This window comes from Paenibacillus sp. USDA918EY (assembly GCF_009870825.1).
Lineage (GTDB): Bacteria > Bacillota > Bacilli > Paenibacillales > Paenibacillaceae > Paenibacillus_AQ > Paenibacillus_AQ albilobatus.
Genome location: NZ_WTWY01000004.1, coordinates 105,786 through 121,268, shown reverse-complemented (window position 1 = coordinate 121,268; position 15,483 = coordinate 105,786). Strand labels below are relative to the sequence as shown.

The 15,483-nt window shown below is 53.4% G+C and carries 12 protein-coding genes; 2 read left to right on the top strand and 10 right to left on the bottom strand.

Annotated elements, in window-relative coordinates; genetic code table 11:
* Window positions 1-17: 17 nt before the first annotated feature.
* The 6 genes from GQY55_RS10480 to adhE form a co-directional block, all read right to left on the bottom strand.
* On the bottom strand, window positions 18-806 hold the full coding sequence (locus GQY55_RS10480) for a response regulator transcription factor (protein ID WP_306434044.1): 789 nt from the start codon (window positions 804-806) through the stop codon (window positions 18-20).
* On the bottom strand, window positions 796-2,622 hold the full coding sequence (locus tag GQY55_RS10475) for a cache domain-containing sensor histidine kinase (protein WP_160041010.1): 1,827 nt from the start codon (window positions 2,620-2,622) through the stop codon (window positions 796-798). The genes GQY55_RS10480 and GQY55_RS10475 overlap by 11 nt, the downstream gene beginning before the upstream one ends.
* A 120-nt stretch (window positions 2,623-2,742) precedes the next feature.
* Entirely contained in the window at window positions 2,743-4,134 is a 1,392-nt protein-coding gene (locus GQY55_RS10470) for an extracellular solute-binding protein (protein ID WP_160041008.1), read from the bottom strand.
* Between the two features lie 193 nt (window positions 4,135-4,327).
* The gene (gene pflA, locus GQY55_RS10465) at window positions 4,328-5,065 is read right to left on the bottom strand and encodes a pyruvate formate-lyase-activating protein (protein WP_160041006.1); all 738 of its coding nucleotides are present in this window, start codon (window positions 5,063-5,065) and stop codon (window positions 4,328-4,330) included.
* Window positions 5,066-5,129: 64 nt separating this feature from the next.
* Window positions 5,130-7,391 carry a formate C-acetyltransferase gene (gene pflB, locus GQY55_RS10460; protein ID WP_160041004.1) on the bottom strand — a complete coding sequence of 754 codons (2,262 nt, stop codon included), beginning with the start codon at window positions 7,389-7,391 and terminating at the stop codon, window positions 5,130-5,132.
* 251 nt (window positions 7,392-7,642) lie between these two features.
* Complete coding sequence (gene adhE / locus GQY55_RS10455) at window positions 7,643-10,261, bottom strand: bifunctional acetaldehyde-CoA/alcohol dehydrogenase (RefSeq protein ID WP_160041002.1); 2,619 nt, start codon at window positions 10,259-10,261, stop codon at window positions 7,643-7,645.
* A 223-nt stretch (window positions 10,262-10,484) separates the two neighbouring features.
* Here adhE and GQY55_RS10450 point away from each other — a divergent pair, with 223 nt between their 5' ends.
* Both GQY55_RS10450 and GQY55_RS10445 read left to right on the top strand, forming a co-directional pair.
* Window positions 10,485-11,201, top strand: a complete 717-nt coding sequence (locus GQY55_RS10450) for a Crp/Fnr family transcriptional regulator (RefSeq protein ID WP_160041000.1) — start codon at window positions 10,485-10,487, stop codon at window positions 11,199-11,201.
* Window positions 11,202-11,680: 479 nt separating this feature from the next.
* Entirely contained in the window at window positions 11,681-12,592 is a 912-nt protein-coding gene (locus tag GQY55_RS10445) for a hypothetical protein (protein ID WP_160040998.1), read from the top strand.
* Between the two features lie 17 nt (window positions 12,593-12,609).
* Here GQY55_RS10445 and infC read toward each other — a convergent pair whose 3' ends face one another.
* The 4 genes from infC to GQY55_RS10425 all read right to left on the bottom strand — a co-directional run bounded on the left by infC (window position 12,610) and on the right by GQY55_RS10425 (window position 15,258).
* A complete protein-coding gene (gene infC, locus GQY55_RS10440; RefSeq protein ID WP_160040996.1) occupies window positions 12,610-13,080 on the bottom strand; it encodes a translation initiation factor IF-3 in 471 nt (156 codons plus the stop codon).
* A gap of 82 nt (window positions 13,081-13,162) precedes the next feature.
* Complete coding sequence (locus GQY55_RS10435; RefSeq protein WP_160040994.1) at window positions 13,163-13,864, bottom strand: hypothetical protein; 702 nt, start codon at window positions 13,862-13,864, stop codon at window positions 13,163-13,165.
* 149 nt (window positions 13,865-14,013) lie between these two features.
* The gene (locus GQY55_RS10430; protein ID WP_160040992.1) at window positions 14,014-14,730 is read right to left on the bottom strand and encodes a hypothetical protein; all 717 of its coding nucleotides are present in this window, start codon (window positions 14,728-14,730) and stop codon (window positions 14,014-14,016) included.
* A 195-nt stretch (window positions 14,731-14,925) separates the two neighbouring features.
* Complete coding sequence (locus tag GQY55_RS10425) at window positions 14,926-15,258, bottom strand: winged helix-turn-helix transcriptional regulator (RefSeq protein WP_160040990.1); 333 nt, start codon at window positions 15,256-15,258, stop codon at window positions 14,926-14,928.
* Between the last annotated feature and the right edge of the window lie 225 nt (window positions 15,259-15,483).

Here is a 15,483-nt window from a genome sequence, read left to right as displayed (position 1 = left end):
TTCTATCATAACGGAAATCAGCTTACAGGGATACTTCTCGCTTGATCGCGGAATTCCGACGGGGTCATGCCGGTATGCCGCTGAAACACCTTCGTAAAATACCGCCGCTCGTGGTAACCGATGCCGACGCCGATTTGCGTGATGCTTTTATCGCTGTGGAGCAGCAAATATTTCGCGGCTTCGATGCGCTTCCCGGTGACGTATTCCACGAAGGTCATCCCCAGATGGTTTTTGAACAAAAGGCTGAAATAACTGCAGCTGATTCCCAGATGCCCGGCAAGCTCCTCGATGCCCAAATCCGTATCCAGCCTGCTCGCGATATAAGCAACGGCCTCCGCCATAAGCTGCTGCGGATTTTTTCTGGCGGTCTGCTGCCCTTCCGCCTCCCCGATGCGGGACACCGTTTGCTGAAAAGGATCCTTCAGCCGCTGATGGACGATTTGTTCCCCGACCGCGCGGATCGTGTTTTCGAGTTCCTTATAGTGGATCGGCTTGCAAATGTAATCGCGCACCTTGTATTTGATGCCCGCCCTGGCGTATTCAAACTCCTGGTAGCCTGTCAGCAAAATGATTTCCGCGTTCGAACCCCGTTCCCGAAGCTCCCCGATCAATGTCAGGCCGTCCATGACCGGCATGCGGATGTCGCACAAAATAATGTCCGGGTTATGAATGTCGAACAACTCCAAGGCTTCCTTGCCGCTCCGGGCGGTCAGCACCTGCATGTTCATGTCCTTCCACGGAATGATGCGTTTTAAATTGTTGAGGATCGGAGCCTCGTCATCGACAAGCATTACGTTAAGGATCATTTTTATCCCTCCATTCGGCATCAGGCAAAACACATTGAATGATCGTCCCCGTCAAAAGCGAAGAACAAATAAACAATCCGTAGTACTCCCCGTAATGGATCCGGATCCGGTCGGCCACGCTCCGCACGCCCAGCCCCCTCCGTTCCTCATTTATATGTCTGTCTTCCACTTTGTTGCGGCCGGATTCCTCTTCCTTGTCCGTCTTCATGTAGACGAATTTGCGAAGCTGCTCCGGACTCATGCCGATTCCGTTGTCCTGCACCTGCAAAATGAAGCGGCCCCGGTCCGTCCAGCACGACACATGGATATGCCCCTTGTAACCGATCCCTTCAAAGCCATGTTGGATACAGTTTTCGACGAGCGGCTGAAGGGTCAGCTTCAGCACGCTACGCCGGCCCAGCTCCGGCGGGATGTCCAGCTCGTAATCGAACAGGTCGTCGAACCGGAACTTCTGGATCTCCAAATAGCTGCGCAAATGCTCGATTTCCTGGTCAAGCGGAATTTCCTCCTTGTCCTGGATGCTGATCCGCAAAATATTGCCGAGCCTGTGCACCATCTCGCTCACTTTGACGCCTTCGTTCTGGATCGCCAGCACGTTGATCGACTCGAGCGTGTTAAACAGGAAATGCGGCTTGATCTGGGCCTGAAGCACGCGCAGCTCGGCTTCGGTTTTCTGCTTCTGCTCGGTTTTGATCTGCTTGAACAGGCTGTTGATCTGGCCGACCAGGTCGTTGAAGCCTTTGGCTAAAATATGCAGCTCGTCCTTGCCCCGGTCCTCCACCTGCACGTTAAAATCGCCGCCCTCCACCTTCCGCATGAAACGGACGATAACGCCGATGGAGCCGGTAATCCTTCTCATGAACACCATGTTGAACGTAATGGCCGCCAGCAGGCACAGCAGGGTGATCCCGATAAACCATTGGGCAAAAACGAGCGTTTCCTTGGACAGCGACGCCCAGGAGGTTACCGCGACCACGTTCCAGGAGTAATCCTCCATATGGTAAATCGAAACGATGCTTTTTTCGTTGTCGAAATCGGTTTTGAAGCTCTGGTACCCGGATCCGAAATGCACCGCCTTTTTCATGACGGAGGAAATCCGTTTGCCTTCCAGCGTTTTGTTCGGGTCGTACAAAATCAGGCCGTCGTCGTTGACGAGCATAAACTGGGTGGACTGCATGTTTTGCGTCGGGGACAAGTTGCGGAAAATCGATTCGATATCCCAGTTTTTGATTTGCACGACGAGGATGCCGATGTTTTTGAAATAGCTCAGCTCCTTGACCAGCCGGATTTGCGTGAATACCGGTTCGGTGCCCGTGAGCACGGGATATTCATGCGGGGCGATCCATTTCGGCACGCCGTTCAGATCCATGACTTCCTGGTACAGAGGCTGTTTTTTGAAATCCTCGAAAGGCATGGTCTTAAAGTTTTCTTTGGTGAACACCGATACGACCGCGCCGCGCAGGTTGTACAGAAAGGCGTAACTGATCGCCGGATGGTTATACAGCAAATTGCGAAAATTCCGCTGGCTGTTGTTCAGGCTGAGCTGCTCTTCGTTCAAATCCTGCTTGGACGGGTCCTTGGCGGCAAGCGCCATATGGAAAACGGAGGTGGCGATGCCGTTATCCGTCACGTTGTCCATCTGCCTCAGGACGGTCCCGATGCTGTAGCTGATCGATTTCAGCGAATATTCGGTCTGGCGGCTGTATTTTTCTTCGATCGAATGCGACGACACGATATACGTGACGACGCCCAAAATGCATACGGGCACGATGATGAGCACGACAAATGCCGTAAACAACTTGTTGCGCAAATTCATGGGCACTCTTCCATTCTCGACATTTTGCAAAATCCGTTATTAAGCGCATGGCCCTGCATGCAAAAACGCCTTGGCTTGCTAACCGTCCGCACAGCTCGTTATCTCCGGCAGCCTTCGCTGCTATTTGGCGGAATCGGCCGCCCTATTGGCTTCGTCCTGCACTTTCTGCAGCGCCTCGGCCATTTTTTCCGGCGTCGTCTGGCCGCTGATCAGCTTCTGGATTTGGACGTTGCTGATCTCCGACGTCACGTCCGCCTGAACCAGGGCATCGAAGGCCGGAAATTTCGTATCCGCTTTCTCGATCACGTCGACGATCTCCTTCATGAGGCCGTCGTTAATGCTCGAGGCGAGTACCGAGGCATCCAGCTTCATCGCCGGCAGCACGCCGTCTTCGACCAGTCCGCGGATCTGCATATCCTCGTTGAACATGTTTTTAATGAAGGATTTGACCGCCGCGATTTTGCGGGGATCCTTGGCGACCGCGGCCGAAAAGCCGTAACCGTTGTTGAAATTCAGCATCAGCGAGGTCTGGTCCCCGACGCCCCCCTCGACCGGCGGCATGTTAAAAAATCCTACTTTGCCGAACATGGAAGCACCGGATTCCCCCTGCTTGAACACGGATGATTTCCACGTGCCGTCGTACATCAGGATCGCTTTGCCGCTCGTAAACTGGGCCGTATATTCCGGATATTCCAACCCGAGCTCGCCTTCGGTAAAGTAGCCTTTGTCTTTCCATTCCTTATGCTTGGCGAAAGCCTTGACGACGTTCGGGTCGGTCCATGCGGCTTCGCCGGTGGCAAACTTGGCGGTAATGTCCGGGCCGGCGTAACGCGACCATAAATGGTTGGTGATCATGAGCGGAATCCAGCCGGCTTTCGAGGCCGCGGCAATCGGGACCTTGCCGTCGGCTTTGATTTCAGCCAGCATGTTCTCGAACTCCGCAAACGTCGCCGGCGGTTTCCAGCCTTTTTTCTCGAAATATTCCTTGTTGTAATAAAACCCTTCGCCCGAGCCGCCGATCGGCAGCCCGTACACTTTCCCCTCGTATGTAAATGCATCTAATGAAGAAAATTTGTCCTTGATGCCCAGTTCCTCGATGATCGGCGTCAAATCCAGCAGCTTCCCCTGCTTGGCGTACATGACGGAATCCGGGCTGCCGAACAGGTCGAAAATATCGGGAGGATTGCCCGCCGCCATCTCACCGCGGAGTTTTTCTTTGCGGTTTACGTCGGAATCGACGCCGTCCAATCTGAACGTCAGCCCGTCGACCTCGGCCTCCACCTTTTTGACTACGTCGTTCAGGATGGCAAACCGTTTCTCTTTATCTTTGCCGACCTGGGTGTGACGGAGCGTCAAATCGAAGGGTTCGGCCTTTTTCTCTGCGGCATTGGCCCCTTTTGCATTGGATGCGTTTTCATGGTTGGGCGCGCTTTGGTTCTCACAGGCTGTCAGCCATAATGAAGCAGCGAAGCACAGCGATATCAAAAGAATCAAGCTTCTCTTGACCTTCATCGTTGATCCCCCTTAAATCTCACATTCTCATTATAAGAATGAGTATACATCAACGTTAGTGCAACAATCTGCTATTTTGGGGATAAAAATCTCTACTATTTCGGAAATTTGCAAAAACGGCAGCCTCCCAAGGTTCCGCAGACAAACCAAGAGCCCTTTTCTTATGCAGAAAAGAGCTCTTCAGGCGATTCGCTTATGCGGATTCGGTTTGTTTGCGCCCGGCTTCTATCAAACGGTACGCGCGCTGCACCTCTTCTTCGGCAGGGCTCGGAACGCCTTCCAAAGGGTAGGTTTTGCCAAGCGCCTCCCATTTGTAGACGCCCATCTGGTGGTAGGGAAGAATTTCGAATTTTTCGACGCCCCGGAGCGTCCCGATGAACCGGCCGAGGTCGACCAGGTGTTCCTCGCGGTCATGGATGCCCGGCACGTACACGTGCCGGATCCACATTTTGCGCCCATGCTCCGACAGCCATTTCGCCGTCTGCAGCGTCCGTTCGTTGGATTTCCCCGTCAGCTTGATATGCTCGGCGTCGTCGATGTGCTTGATGTCCAGCAGCACCAGGTCCGTCGCGTCCAGCAGCCGATGAATCCGCTCCGCTTCGTTAAAGCCGTTGCTGTCGAGCGCCGTGTGCAGGTTCCAGCGTCTTTTCGCCTCCTCGAACAGCTCCGCCACAAAATGCGACTGCAACGTAGGCTCGCCGCCCGAAACGGTAAGGCCGCCCCCGGATGCCCGGTAATACGGCAAATAAGGTTCGATTTCGGCCAGCACTTCCTCGACCGTCATCTCTTTGCCGCCGTCCAGCGCCCAGGTATCCGGGTTATGGCAGTACCGGCATTTCAGCAGGCAGCCCTGCATGAAAAGGACAAAGCGGATGCCCGGCCCGTCGACGGTTCCGAAGGTTTCCATGGAGTGTACATGCCCTTTGATCATATGAAGTCATCCTTTCCGCATCCGCTTGATGTCCGGTTCGGCACGGGAGAACCCGTACCCCGGTTTACATGGAGCCGTGGAACGTACGGTTAATGACGTCGAGCTGCTGCTCGCGCGTCAGCTTCACGAAGTTGACGGCGTAACCCGATACGCGAATCGTCAGTTGCGGATAGTTCTCCGGATGCTCCATCGCGTCCATGAGCTGCTCGCGGTCGAATACGTTGACGTTCAGATGATGCGCTTTGCTGCCGAAATATCCGTCCAGCATCGATACCAGGTTCGACTTGCGGACCTCGGGCTCTTTGCCGAGCGCTTTCGGCACGATCGAAAACGTATTGGAGATGCCGTCGAGGCTGTCCTCATACGGGAGTTTGGCTACCGAGCTGAGGGAAGCGAGCGCCCCTTTCTTGTCGCGTCCGTGCATCGGATTGGCGCCCGGCGCAAACGGCTCGCCCGCCTTGCGTCCGTCCGGCGTCGTGCCCGTTTTTTTGCCGTACACGACGTTCGAGGTGATCGTCAGGACCGATTGGGTCGGCAGCGCGTTCCGGTACGCTTTATGCTTGCGGATCATGCCCATGAACGTTTCCACCAGCCAAACGGCGATGCCGTCCACCCGATCGTCGTTGTTGCCGTAGCATGGATATTCGCCTTCGATCTCGAAATCGACGGCAATGCCCCGTTCATTGCGGACCGGTCTCACTTTGGCGTGTTTGATCGCGCTCAGCGAATCGGCCGCTACGGACAGCCCGGCGATGCCGCAGGCCATCGTGCGAAGGATGTCGCGGTCATGCAGCGCCATCTCGATGCGTTCGTAGCAGTATTTGTCATGCATGTAATGGATGACGTTCAGCGAGTTCATGTACAGCTTCGCCAACCATTCCATCATCGGCTTCAGCCGTTTGACCACTTCGTCATACGACAGCACCTCGGACGTAATCGCCGGATATTCGGGTCCGACCTGCGCGCCGGATTTTTCGTCGATCCCGCCGTTAATGGCGTACAGCAAACATTTTGCCAGGTTTGCGCGGGCTCCGAAAAACTGCATTTGCTTGCCGATCCGCATCGCGGACACGCAGCAGGCGATCCCGTAGTCGTCGCCGTAAATCGGGCGCATCAAATCATCGTTTTCGTATTGGATCGAGCTCGTCTCGATCGATACCTTCGCGCAATATTTCTTGAAGGCCTCCGGAAGTTTTTCCGACCACAACACCGTCAGGTTCGGTTCCGGCGCCGGTCCCAAATTGTACAGCGTATGCAGGAAGCGGAAGCTGTTTTTCGTCACCCGGGTTTGCCCGTTTACCGACATCCCGCCGATCGACTCCGTCACCCAGGTCGGATCGCCGCTGAACAGCTCGTTGTAGTCCGGTGTCCGCAGAAACTTGACGATCCGAAGCTTCATGACAAAATGGTCGACAAGCTCCTGCGCCTCTGTTTCCGTCAGCGTGCCTTCTGCCAGATCGCGTTCGATGTAGATGTCGAGGAACGAGGAAACGCGTCCCAGCGACATCGCGGCGCCGTTTTGCTCTTTGATGGCCGCCAAATAACCGAAATATAGCCATTGGAAAGCTTCCTTGGCGTTTTGCGCCGGCTTGGAGATGTCGTAGCCGTGCATTCCGGCCATTTGCTTCAGTTCGCCGAGCGCGCGGATTTGCTCGGACAATTCCTCGCGCAGGCGAATGACGTCCTCCTCCATGGCATCGACTTCAAGCTCGAGCAGCTCCCGTTTTTTCTGCTGGATGAGGAAATCGACGCCGTACAAGGCGACGCGGCGATAGTCGCCGATAATCCGGCCGCGGCCGTAAGCATCGGGCAGGCCGGTAATGATTCCCGCTTTGCGCGCCGCGCGCATCTCCGTCGTGTAAGCGTCAAAGACGCCCTGGTTATGCGTTTTGCGGATATTCGTAAAGATGTCGATCAATTCTTGGGGAAGCTCGAAACCGTAAGCCTCGCATGCATCGACCATCATGCGGATGCCGCCGAACGGCTGGATGGACCGCTTGAACGGGGCGTCGGTTTGAACGCCGACGATCTGTTCCTTTTCTTTGTCCAAATATCCCGGCCCATGGGACAAAATCGTCGAAGGCGTATGAACGTCCACATCCAGCACGCCGCCGTTTTCCCTTTCCTTCTTGGTCAAATCGGATACGATTTTCCACAGCTCCGTCGTATTCTGCGTCGGCCCGGCCAAAAAATCTTCGTCTCCCAGGTAGGGGATGATATTACGCTCGATAAAGTCGTTGACGTTGACTTTGTTCATCCAATTTCCTTTTTTGAACCCGCGCCAGCCCGGCTGCATGGTTTGTACGTCTTGTTCCAGAACAGACATTGGAATCCCTCCGTTTTTCAGGATATGATCCGCCGCATCGATGCGTCGTGCTACTTGTGATTTCATTCACTTATATGGCGTGATCTTGCTAATTTTTGCTTTATGCTGCTGCTTATCATTGGCTCTTGCTGCGTTCTTGCTTGTGATCTTTCATCGATGCGGCGTTTTCCTTTACAAGTCCAGTTTAAGAAACTTCCGCCAAAACGGCTGTGACATAGATCACATTGTCGCAGCCGTCATGTACCGAATGCCTACTCCTCGAACCGACCGTAAAACGCGTTCCGGTAAATGTCCGCCAGCTCCGATACGAGCGGCAGCTTCGGATTCGCCGTCGTGCATTGATCCTCGAAAGCGCGGTCCGCCAAGTAATCGACTTTTGCTTCGAATTCTTTGGCGTCAAATCCGAGCTCCTGGAACGATTCCTCAATGCCAAGCGCCTTGTTCAATTTCCGTATGGCCAGAATCAGGCTGTTTACGCCTTCCTCCGTCGTGCGGGCAGGCAATCCCAAAATGCGCGCGATTTCCGCATACCGCTCGTCGGCGACGAAATGCGAATATTTCGGGAACGAAGCGAACTTGCTTGGCTTTTTCGCGTTGTAACGGATCACGTGCGGCATCAGGATCGCGTTGGTCCGGCCGTGCGCCGTATGGTATTCGCCGCCCCATTTATGCGCAAGGCTGTGGTTGATGCCAAGGAACGCATTGGCAAAGGCCATTCCGGCCAGCGTCGAAGCGTTATGCATCTTTTCGCGGGCAATTTTGTCCCCGGTCAGCGCCGACTTCTCCAAGTATTGGAACACGAGCTGGATCGCTTTGATCGCCAGTCCGTCCGTATAATCGCTGGCCATGACCGATACATAGGCTTCGATCGCATGCGTGAGCACGTCCATCCCCGTATCGGCCACCGCCCGTTTCGGCAGCGTGTAGACAAACTCCGGATCGACGATCGCGACGTCCGGCGTCAATTCATAATCCGCAAGCGGGTATTTCGTATTGCCTTGGTTTTTGTCCGTTATGACGGCAAACGAGGTGACTTCCGAGCCCGTGCCCGAGGTCGTCGGAATGGCAACGAATTTGGCTTTTTTCCCGAGGCGCGGATATTTGTAGATCCGTTTGCGGATGTCCATAAACTTCTGCTTCAGGTTCGAAAAGTCCGTATCCGGATATTCGTAGAACAGCCACATCGCTTTGGCCGCATCCATCGGCGAGCCCCCGCCAAGCGCAATGATGCAGTCCGGCTGGAACCGTCTCATCATGTCGGTGCCCCTGTCCACCGTGGTCGTCGAAGGGTCGGGCTCCACTTCCGAAAACACTTCGATGACGACCGGATTTTGGCGCTGGCGCAGGAAATATTCGACCCTTTCGACATACCCCAGCTTCACCATCATTTCGTCGGTCACGATCGCGATCCGGCTGATGTCCGGCATTTTGGCCAAATATTGCGTCGCTCCTTTTTCAAAATAAATCTTGTCGGGTACTTTGAACCATTGCATATTCACGGTACGGCGCGCCACCCTTTTGATGTTGATGAGATTGACCGCGGTTACGTTCGAAGACGTCGAATTCCGGCCGTACGAACCGCAGCCCAGCGTCAATGAAGGCAGGTTCGTGTTGTAAATGTCCCCGATCGCCCCGTGGGTCGACGGCGAATTGACGATGATCCGCCCGGTCTGCAGCCGGTCCGCGAACGCCGATATCACTTCCTCGTTATGCGAGTGAATGACCGACGAGTGTCCCATGCCGCCGAACCCGACGACCTCCGCCGCACGCTGGATGCCTTCGGCCGCGTTTTTTACTTTATAACAGGCCAGCACCGGACTGAGCTTTTCCGCGGACAGCGGATACTTCGGACCGACGCCTTCGATTTCGGCCACCAAAATTTTGGTTCCCGCCGGCACGCTGAAACCGCATATTTCCGCGATCTTCACCGCGGATTGGCCGACGATGGCCGGGTTGACCGCGCATTTTTCCAGGTTGATGGCGCCTGCCGTCAGCTTGGCGGTTTCTTCCTTATTGACGAAGTAGCAGCCGTTCGCCGTCATTTTCTTTTTGACCGCCTCGAAGATCGGCTCCTCGATGATGACCGCCTGCTCCGAAGCGCAAATCATCCCGTTGTCGAACGATTTGGACAAAATGAGGTCGGTCACCGCCTGATCGATGTCCGCCGATTTTTCGATGAAGCAAGGCACGTTGCCCGGACCGACGCCAAGAGCAGGTTTTCCGCAGCTGTAAGCGGCGCGCACCATGCCCGATCCTCCCGTCGCCAAAATGAGCGCCACGTCGGGGTGGTTCATCAGCGCATTCGTTTTTTCCATGTTCGGCTCTTCGATCCACTGGATGCAATCGGCCGGAGCCCCGTGCTTCACCGCCGCCTCCAGCATGATTTTGGCCGCCTCGCGGCTGCACTGCTGCGCCGATGGATGGAAGCCGAAAATGATCGGGTTGCGGGTTTTGATCGAAATCAACGCTTTGAACATCGTCGTGGACGTCGGGTTGGTCACCGGGGTGATCCCCATGATGATGCCGACGGGTTCGGCGATTTTTTGGTAGCTTTCGTACGGATTGTCTTCGATGACGCCTACCGTTTTTTCATATTTGATGCTGTGATAGATATATTCGGTGGAAAACATGTTTTTGGTGATTTTGTCTTCATATACGCCTCTGCCGGTCTCGTCGACGGCCATCCTGGCCAACCGCATATGCTGATCAAGCCCGGCCAGGGCCATCGCCTGAACGATCCCGTCCACCTGCTCCTGCGTCATGTCCATGAACTTCCTTTGCGCCTCGTTCGCTTTGTCGATCAAGTTCTGGATGTACGCTTCCGGCGACTGCTGTTTTTGTTCTGCAGCGGGTTCTTTTTTTACAGCCATGTCTCTCATCCTTCCAGTTTATTTTGAAATCCTATCTCTGGCCTGATCATAACAAAATTGGAACCGTCCGGAGATGATCTTTCTCACACAAAAGTGAAAATAATCACAAATTCGGAATTTCGACACTTTTTCGGTCTTCAAAGTCCCCAAAAACCATTTTTTTCAGGTTATAATTTACTTAAAATTTATTTTAAAAATTAAAGAGATAGAGGGGATAACGAGTATGAGCAACCAACTGAACGTAATCGAAACCCGCGGGAATACAAGCTGCTTCTCCGAACAAAACCTGGAGCGCCTGATGGCTATCATGCAAGACCGGACCGCGCCCGAAGGATCCCATTTGTTTTGGGAAGGCGACAGCTCCGACAAGTTGTTTTACGTTAAAAGCGGGCGCATCCAGCTGACCAAATCCACCGATGAGGGCAAAGAGCTGATTTTGTACATGTACCAAGCGGGTGACATCGTTGGCCATGCCGATCCCTTTTTCAGCCATAAGCAAAGTTATACCGCCGAAGTGATGGAAGAAAGCGTCGTCGGCGTCATCGACCATAAAGACCTCGAAGTGCTGATCTGCCAGCATTGCGATTTCGCGATCGATTTCATGAAATGGATGGGCGTCCATCACCGGCTGACCCAGACCAAGTTCCGCGACCTGATGTTGTACGGCAAGCCGGGTGCCCTCTGCTCGACGCTGATCCGGCTTAGCAATACGTACGGCGAGGAACACGGCGATGACATTTTGATCAACAAAAAAATTACCCACACGGATTTGTCCAACATGATCGGCTCGACGCGCGAAAGCGTAAACCGGCTGCTTGGCGATCTCCGCAAAAAGGGCGCCATCGAATACGAAAACGGCCTCATCGTCATTAAAAACCTTGAAATGCTGCAGGACGTTTGCCATTGCGAGATGTGTCCGAAAGAGATTTGCCGTATTTAAGCCGCCGGCCGGCTTCACCGATTCCCGTCGCCATAAAGCCATAAAGCCAAAAAAACCTCCAGGACCGCATATCGGCCAACGGAGGTTTTTTAGCATGCAATAAGACCTATGCCCCTGACAAATTTTGTAATCCACCCCTTATTTCCAATCCCATCATTCCAAAATACCTAAATATGTCATATTACGAAGCCAAAAAGACCTCTTTTGATTCTAAAGTCCTATAAAACTTTCGGAATAGAGAACCGATGAACATGATGTTGCGCATTTCTTTGGTCTTATTTTCATTGCGCAATTATTCCTAAAATATCATTCGATCATCGTTCACCGCCAGGCGGACACAGTCCCGGCAGCTGCCCGAAACAAGGACCGGCATCCGGCCCGCCCGTGTTGATCCATAAGACCAACAACCCATTTCGCCGCAAACGACAAGGGCATAATGGATCATGGATCGTATAGATCGTATAAGGAGTGCAGAGAATATGGCATCAAAATGGATTCAGCGCATATTGACGATTATCGCCTTTGTCGGCACCATGGTTTCCGGCACGGAGGAAGGAGCGGCTGCGCCCCAACCGGCACCGGCTCCCAAAACCGCCGCGGCCCCGCATGACCAAAAAGCCACGTGGCTGTGGAAAACCGAATGGATCCGGCGGGATCCGCAGGAGGTTCTGACGTTTCTGACCCGGCATGAGGTAAACCTTGTCTATTTGCAAATCAATGCCGACATCCCCGTGGCCTATTATAAAAGCTTTATTAAGCAGTCGGCGGCTCTGGGCATTGAGGTGGATGCGCTGAACGGCGCCCCAAGATGGGGTCTCACGTCGAATCGGCAAGAAATTGCCGGTTTTCTGAACTGGGTAAAAAGCTACCAGCAAGCGGCAGGCGAAAACGAAACGTTCCACGGCATTCACGTCGACATCGAACCCCATTTGCTCCCGGAGTGGAAAGAAGACCTGCCCGATGTCATACGCCAGTGGGAAAGCAACGTCCGCTACCTTCGAAACGAAGCCGATCGCATGGGGCTGCCGTTGTCGGCCGACATCCCGTTCTGGCTCGGCAATTATACCTCCTCCGACGGCAAAACGGCCCTTAACCGGTTTATGATCGGCCAATTCGATTCGGTTACGGTCATGTCTTACCGCAATACGGCCAAAGGGATCAACGACATCGCCCAAAGCACGCTGAAGGCTGCGGCAGACCTCGGCAAAGCCGCCATGGCCGCCGTAGAAACGAAGCCAAGCCTCGAAGGGGATTTCATTACCTTTTACCAGGAAGGGGCCGAGGTCATGTATAATCAAATGGCCGAGCTTCAGGACATGCTTAAAGACAATCCGGCCTACGCCGGCATCGCCATTCATGACTTTGACGGCTGGCGGGACTTGAAAAATTAATTAAAAATGAACCGTTCTTACGGATTGAGCTGCACCGAAGCCTGTTTCCCGCTAAGCTGGATTCCCGACGTCCGATGCCCTGCATGGCTCAAATCCTTTGCCAGCCGCTCAAGCAGTTCTTTGGCGGCGGTTCCTTCCTTGCCTTTGATTCGAACGACAAGCAAAACGGCGTCGCCGGACTGCAATATCTTCTCCGCCTGGCGCCGTTTCGTTTCATAATCATGCTCCTCGATTTGCGGCGTCAGCCGGATCTCTTTTACCTTCATGCCTCGTTCCGCCGCTTTCGCCTGCTGCTTTTCCCTTTTGGCGTCTCCCGCCCCGATGAGCCGGCACGGCGGGGGACTGCTCATCAGCGAGGTGCAAACCAGGTCAACCTTCAGCTTTTTGGCCAACGCCAACGCTTCCGCGGTCGGCATGACTCCGAGATCCTCTCCGTGTAGTCCCGTCAGTTCCACTTCCGACGCTTTGATTTTTTCGTTCATCAGCATTTTCCGTACGCTCCCGTTCGTATTGTCGTTTAAAGCCGCACGCCGGGCTTGGCGCCGGACATACCGTATCTATGATGCCGCGCTAAACCCGGTCCAGCCTGATTTCCACTTCGTCCAAAGGAGAAAGCCTCATGTCAAAACCGTCTTCGGTCAATTCCTTGCCGTTCACTTTAATTACCCATTTTTCCACCGCTTTGGAGACGTACCCTTTGACCGAATGAACCATGCGCTTGTTCAGCGTCAGTTCGATGAAATCCGTGCTTGTCAGCATGTCCCGCACGTTTTCGTTTTCGGCGTACGGCAGGATGTACGTATGCGAAATCGAGGGCATGATGGTCCCGCCGTTGATTTTAAGCACGGAATATTGGACCTCTTTCGTTTTGGGATCCGTCGGTTCAATAGAGATGCCGAGCTCGTCGTTTTCCTTCAGCACCGTATCCAGCTTGTCCTTTCCAAGCTTTTTATCGTTGAGCTCGATTCCCCAGGTGAAGGCGGGCGAAAGCGATACCTGGCTGATCGAATGGATGCTCCCGTCGTCCGCAAAGGTGACGATTCCGCTGTTTTTCAGGCCTTCCCGGATCGTAACTCCCTGCTCCAAATATTTTTCAAGATCGCGAATCGTGTCCTGAGAGAAAAAATCGTCTTTTTCCGAAATCAATATCGGCGAAAAACCTTCGCCGGATGCCACTGCGGCCGCATCCTTGGATTTGACGCCATCGCAGCCCGCCAGCAAAACCATGGCGGCAGCGATGAAAGCGATTGCTTTTTTGAAGCTGTTCCCCATTTTGGGCACCACCTTTTTTTATTCATTGCATGGTGCTTCAGCGGCTGCAGTCTCTATGAACCAAAAATAGAGTCCTCGCCTGAGAACTCTATTTTACCATAATGAAGCGATCGTTTTCGACAGGGATTAGACAGGTTTAGACCAAAAACTCAATGGATCAGCGCCTGCATGAACGTTCTTGTGCCGTCCGAGTTTTTCAAATATGGACCCAAACCGAGAAAATGGCCGCGGTCGACATAAACGCCCGTCACCCACGTCCCCTCCAGAACCTCTCCATCCAGATGGAGGAGCAGCGGCGGCGCGGAAATCAGTTCCTGGTAAACGGGCACGCGGGTATTGTGCTTTTTGAAAGGTTTGCCGGATTGCTCGAAAGGAAGGGAAGTGACATAGGTAGGCACGAAATAAGCCGAGATGGTTTCCATCTCTTCTTCATCGTAAAAAGGGGCGTCGCCGAGAACGGGATAAAACAGCGAAATTTCCTCGAATTGCGACCAGATGAACAGCTGCAGCATCATGCTTTGCAATCTGCCGTTATGGAAGACGTATTCGCGTCTGCCCGGATGCTCCTTTTCTTTCGCGGCGTCGACGGGCTCGACGTAATGGCGCTCGCAGCCTACGCATTTCCATCCGGACGGGCTTTGAATCCATTTTTGAAACACCGGACTGCTGTTTTCTCCGCATGGGGAAAGCGGTTCTTGAGCGGGCTTCGGGCAGGCCCAATACTTTCGTACAGATTCCGGTACATGCTGAGCCAGCATTGAGATCGTTTTGTCGTAAATCTTCCGCACTTTGATAGAAGCGCTTTCAAGTTCGTTAACATCCTCTTGGCCATACCTGATTTCTTGGGAAAGTACTATTTTTCTCATCTTCATCCGCCTCCTTAAGCGCCGAAAAGGCAGTTTATTTCCAATTATACTACAGAACCTGCGGCAAGGTGCAAGTCTGTGCCTAAAAATAGCAAAAACAACCAGTTTTATGCAGCATCATTCCACCCTCGCATGTTTTCGTATAACGCAAAAAACCTCCCTTGCGATCGAAGGAAGGTTTAACGTCACGGTTCGTTACCGGGGCTCATCAAGTTCCACCCAGTGCTCGGCCCATTGCTGGACTTGGTCCATCACCGGCTGAAGCGCTTTTCCTTTTTCAGTCAATTCGTATTCAATCCGAACCGGCGTCTCAGGATAGACATGGCGTTCCAAAATGCCCTCGGTTTCCAAATCTTTCATGCGTTCGGACAGCATTTTGTCGCTCATGGATGGTATGATATGCGATATATCCTTGAACCGTTTCGGCCCGTTCATCAACGAGTAAATAATAAGCCCGTTCCAACGCTTTCCCAATACGGAAAAGGCCGTTTCGAACCGAGGGCACATACCGTAATCCTGATCCTTCATGTTTTTCACCTCTTTACAGGATCCATGCAAACAGTTAATGTCTCATGAAAGCTTACATTAAGTTAGTTTGTTTCAATTTTACCACATTCGATAAAAAAAGAAAACTCACCGAAGCCGAATCCTGCCCTGTAAATCCTTCCGGAACGTATCCGAAATCCGCCCACGGCAAAGCAAAAAACGGCGGCATCCGCTGCCGCCGTTTCCTTTAGGACCGCCAAAAAGGCG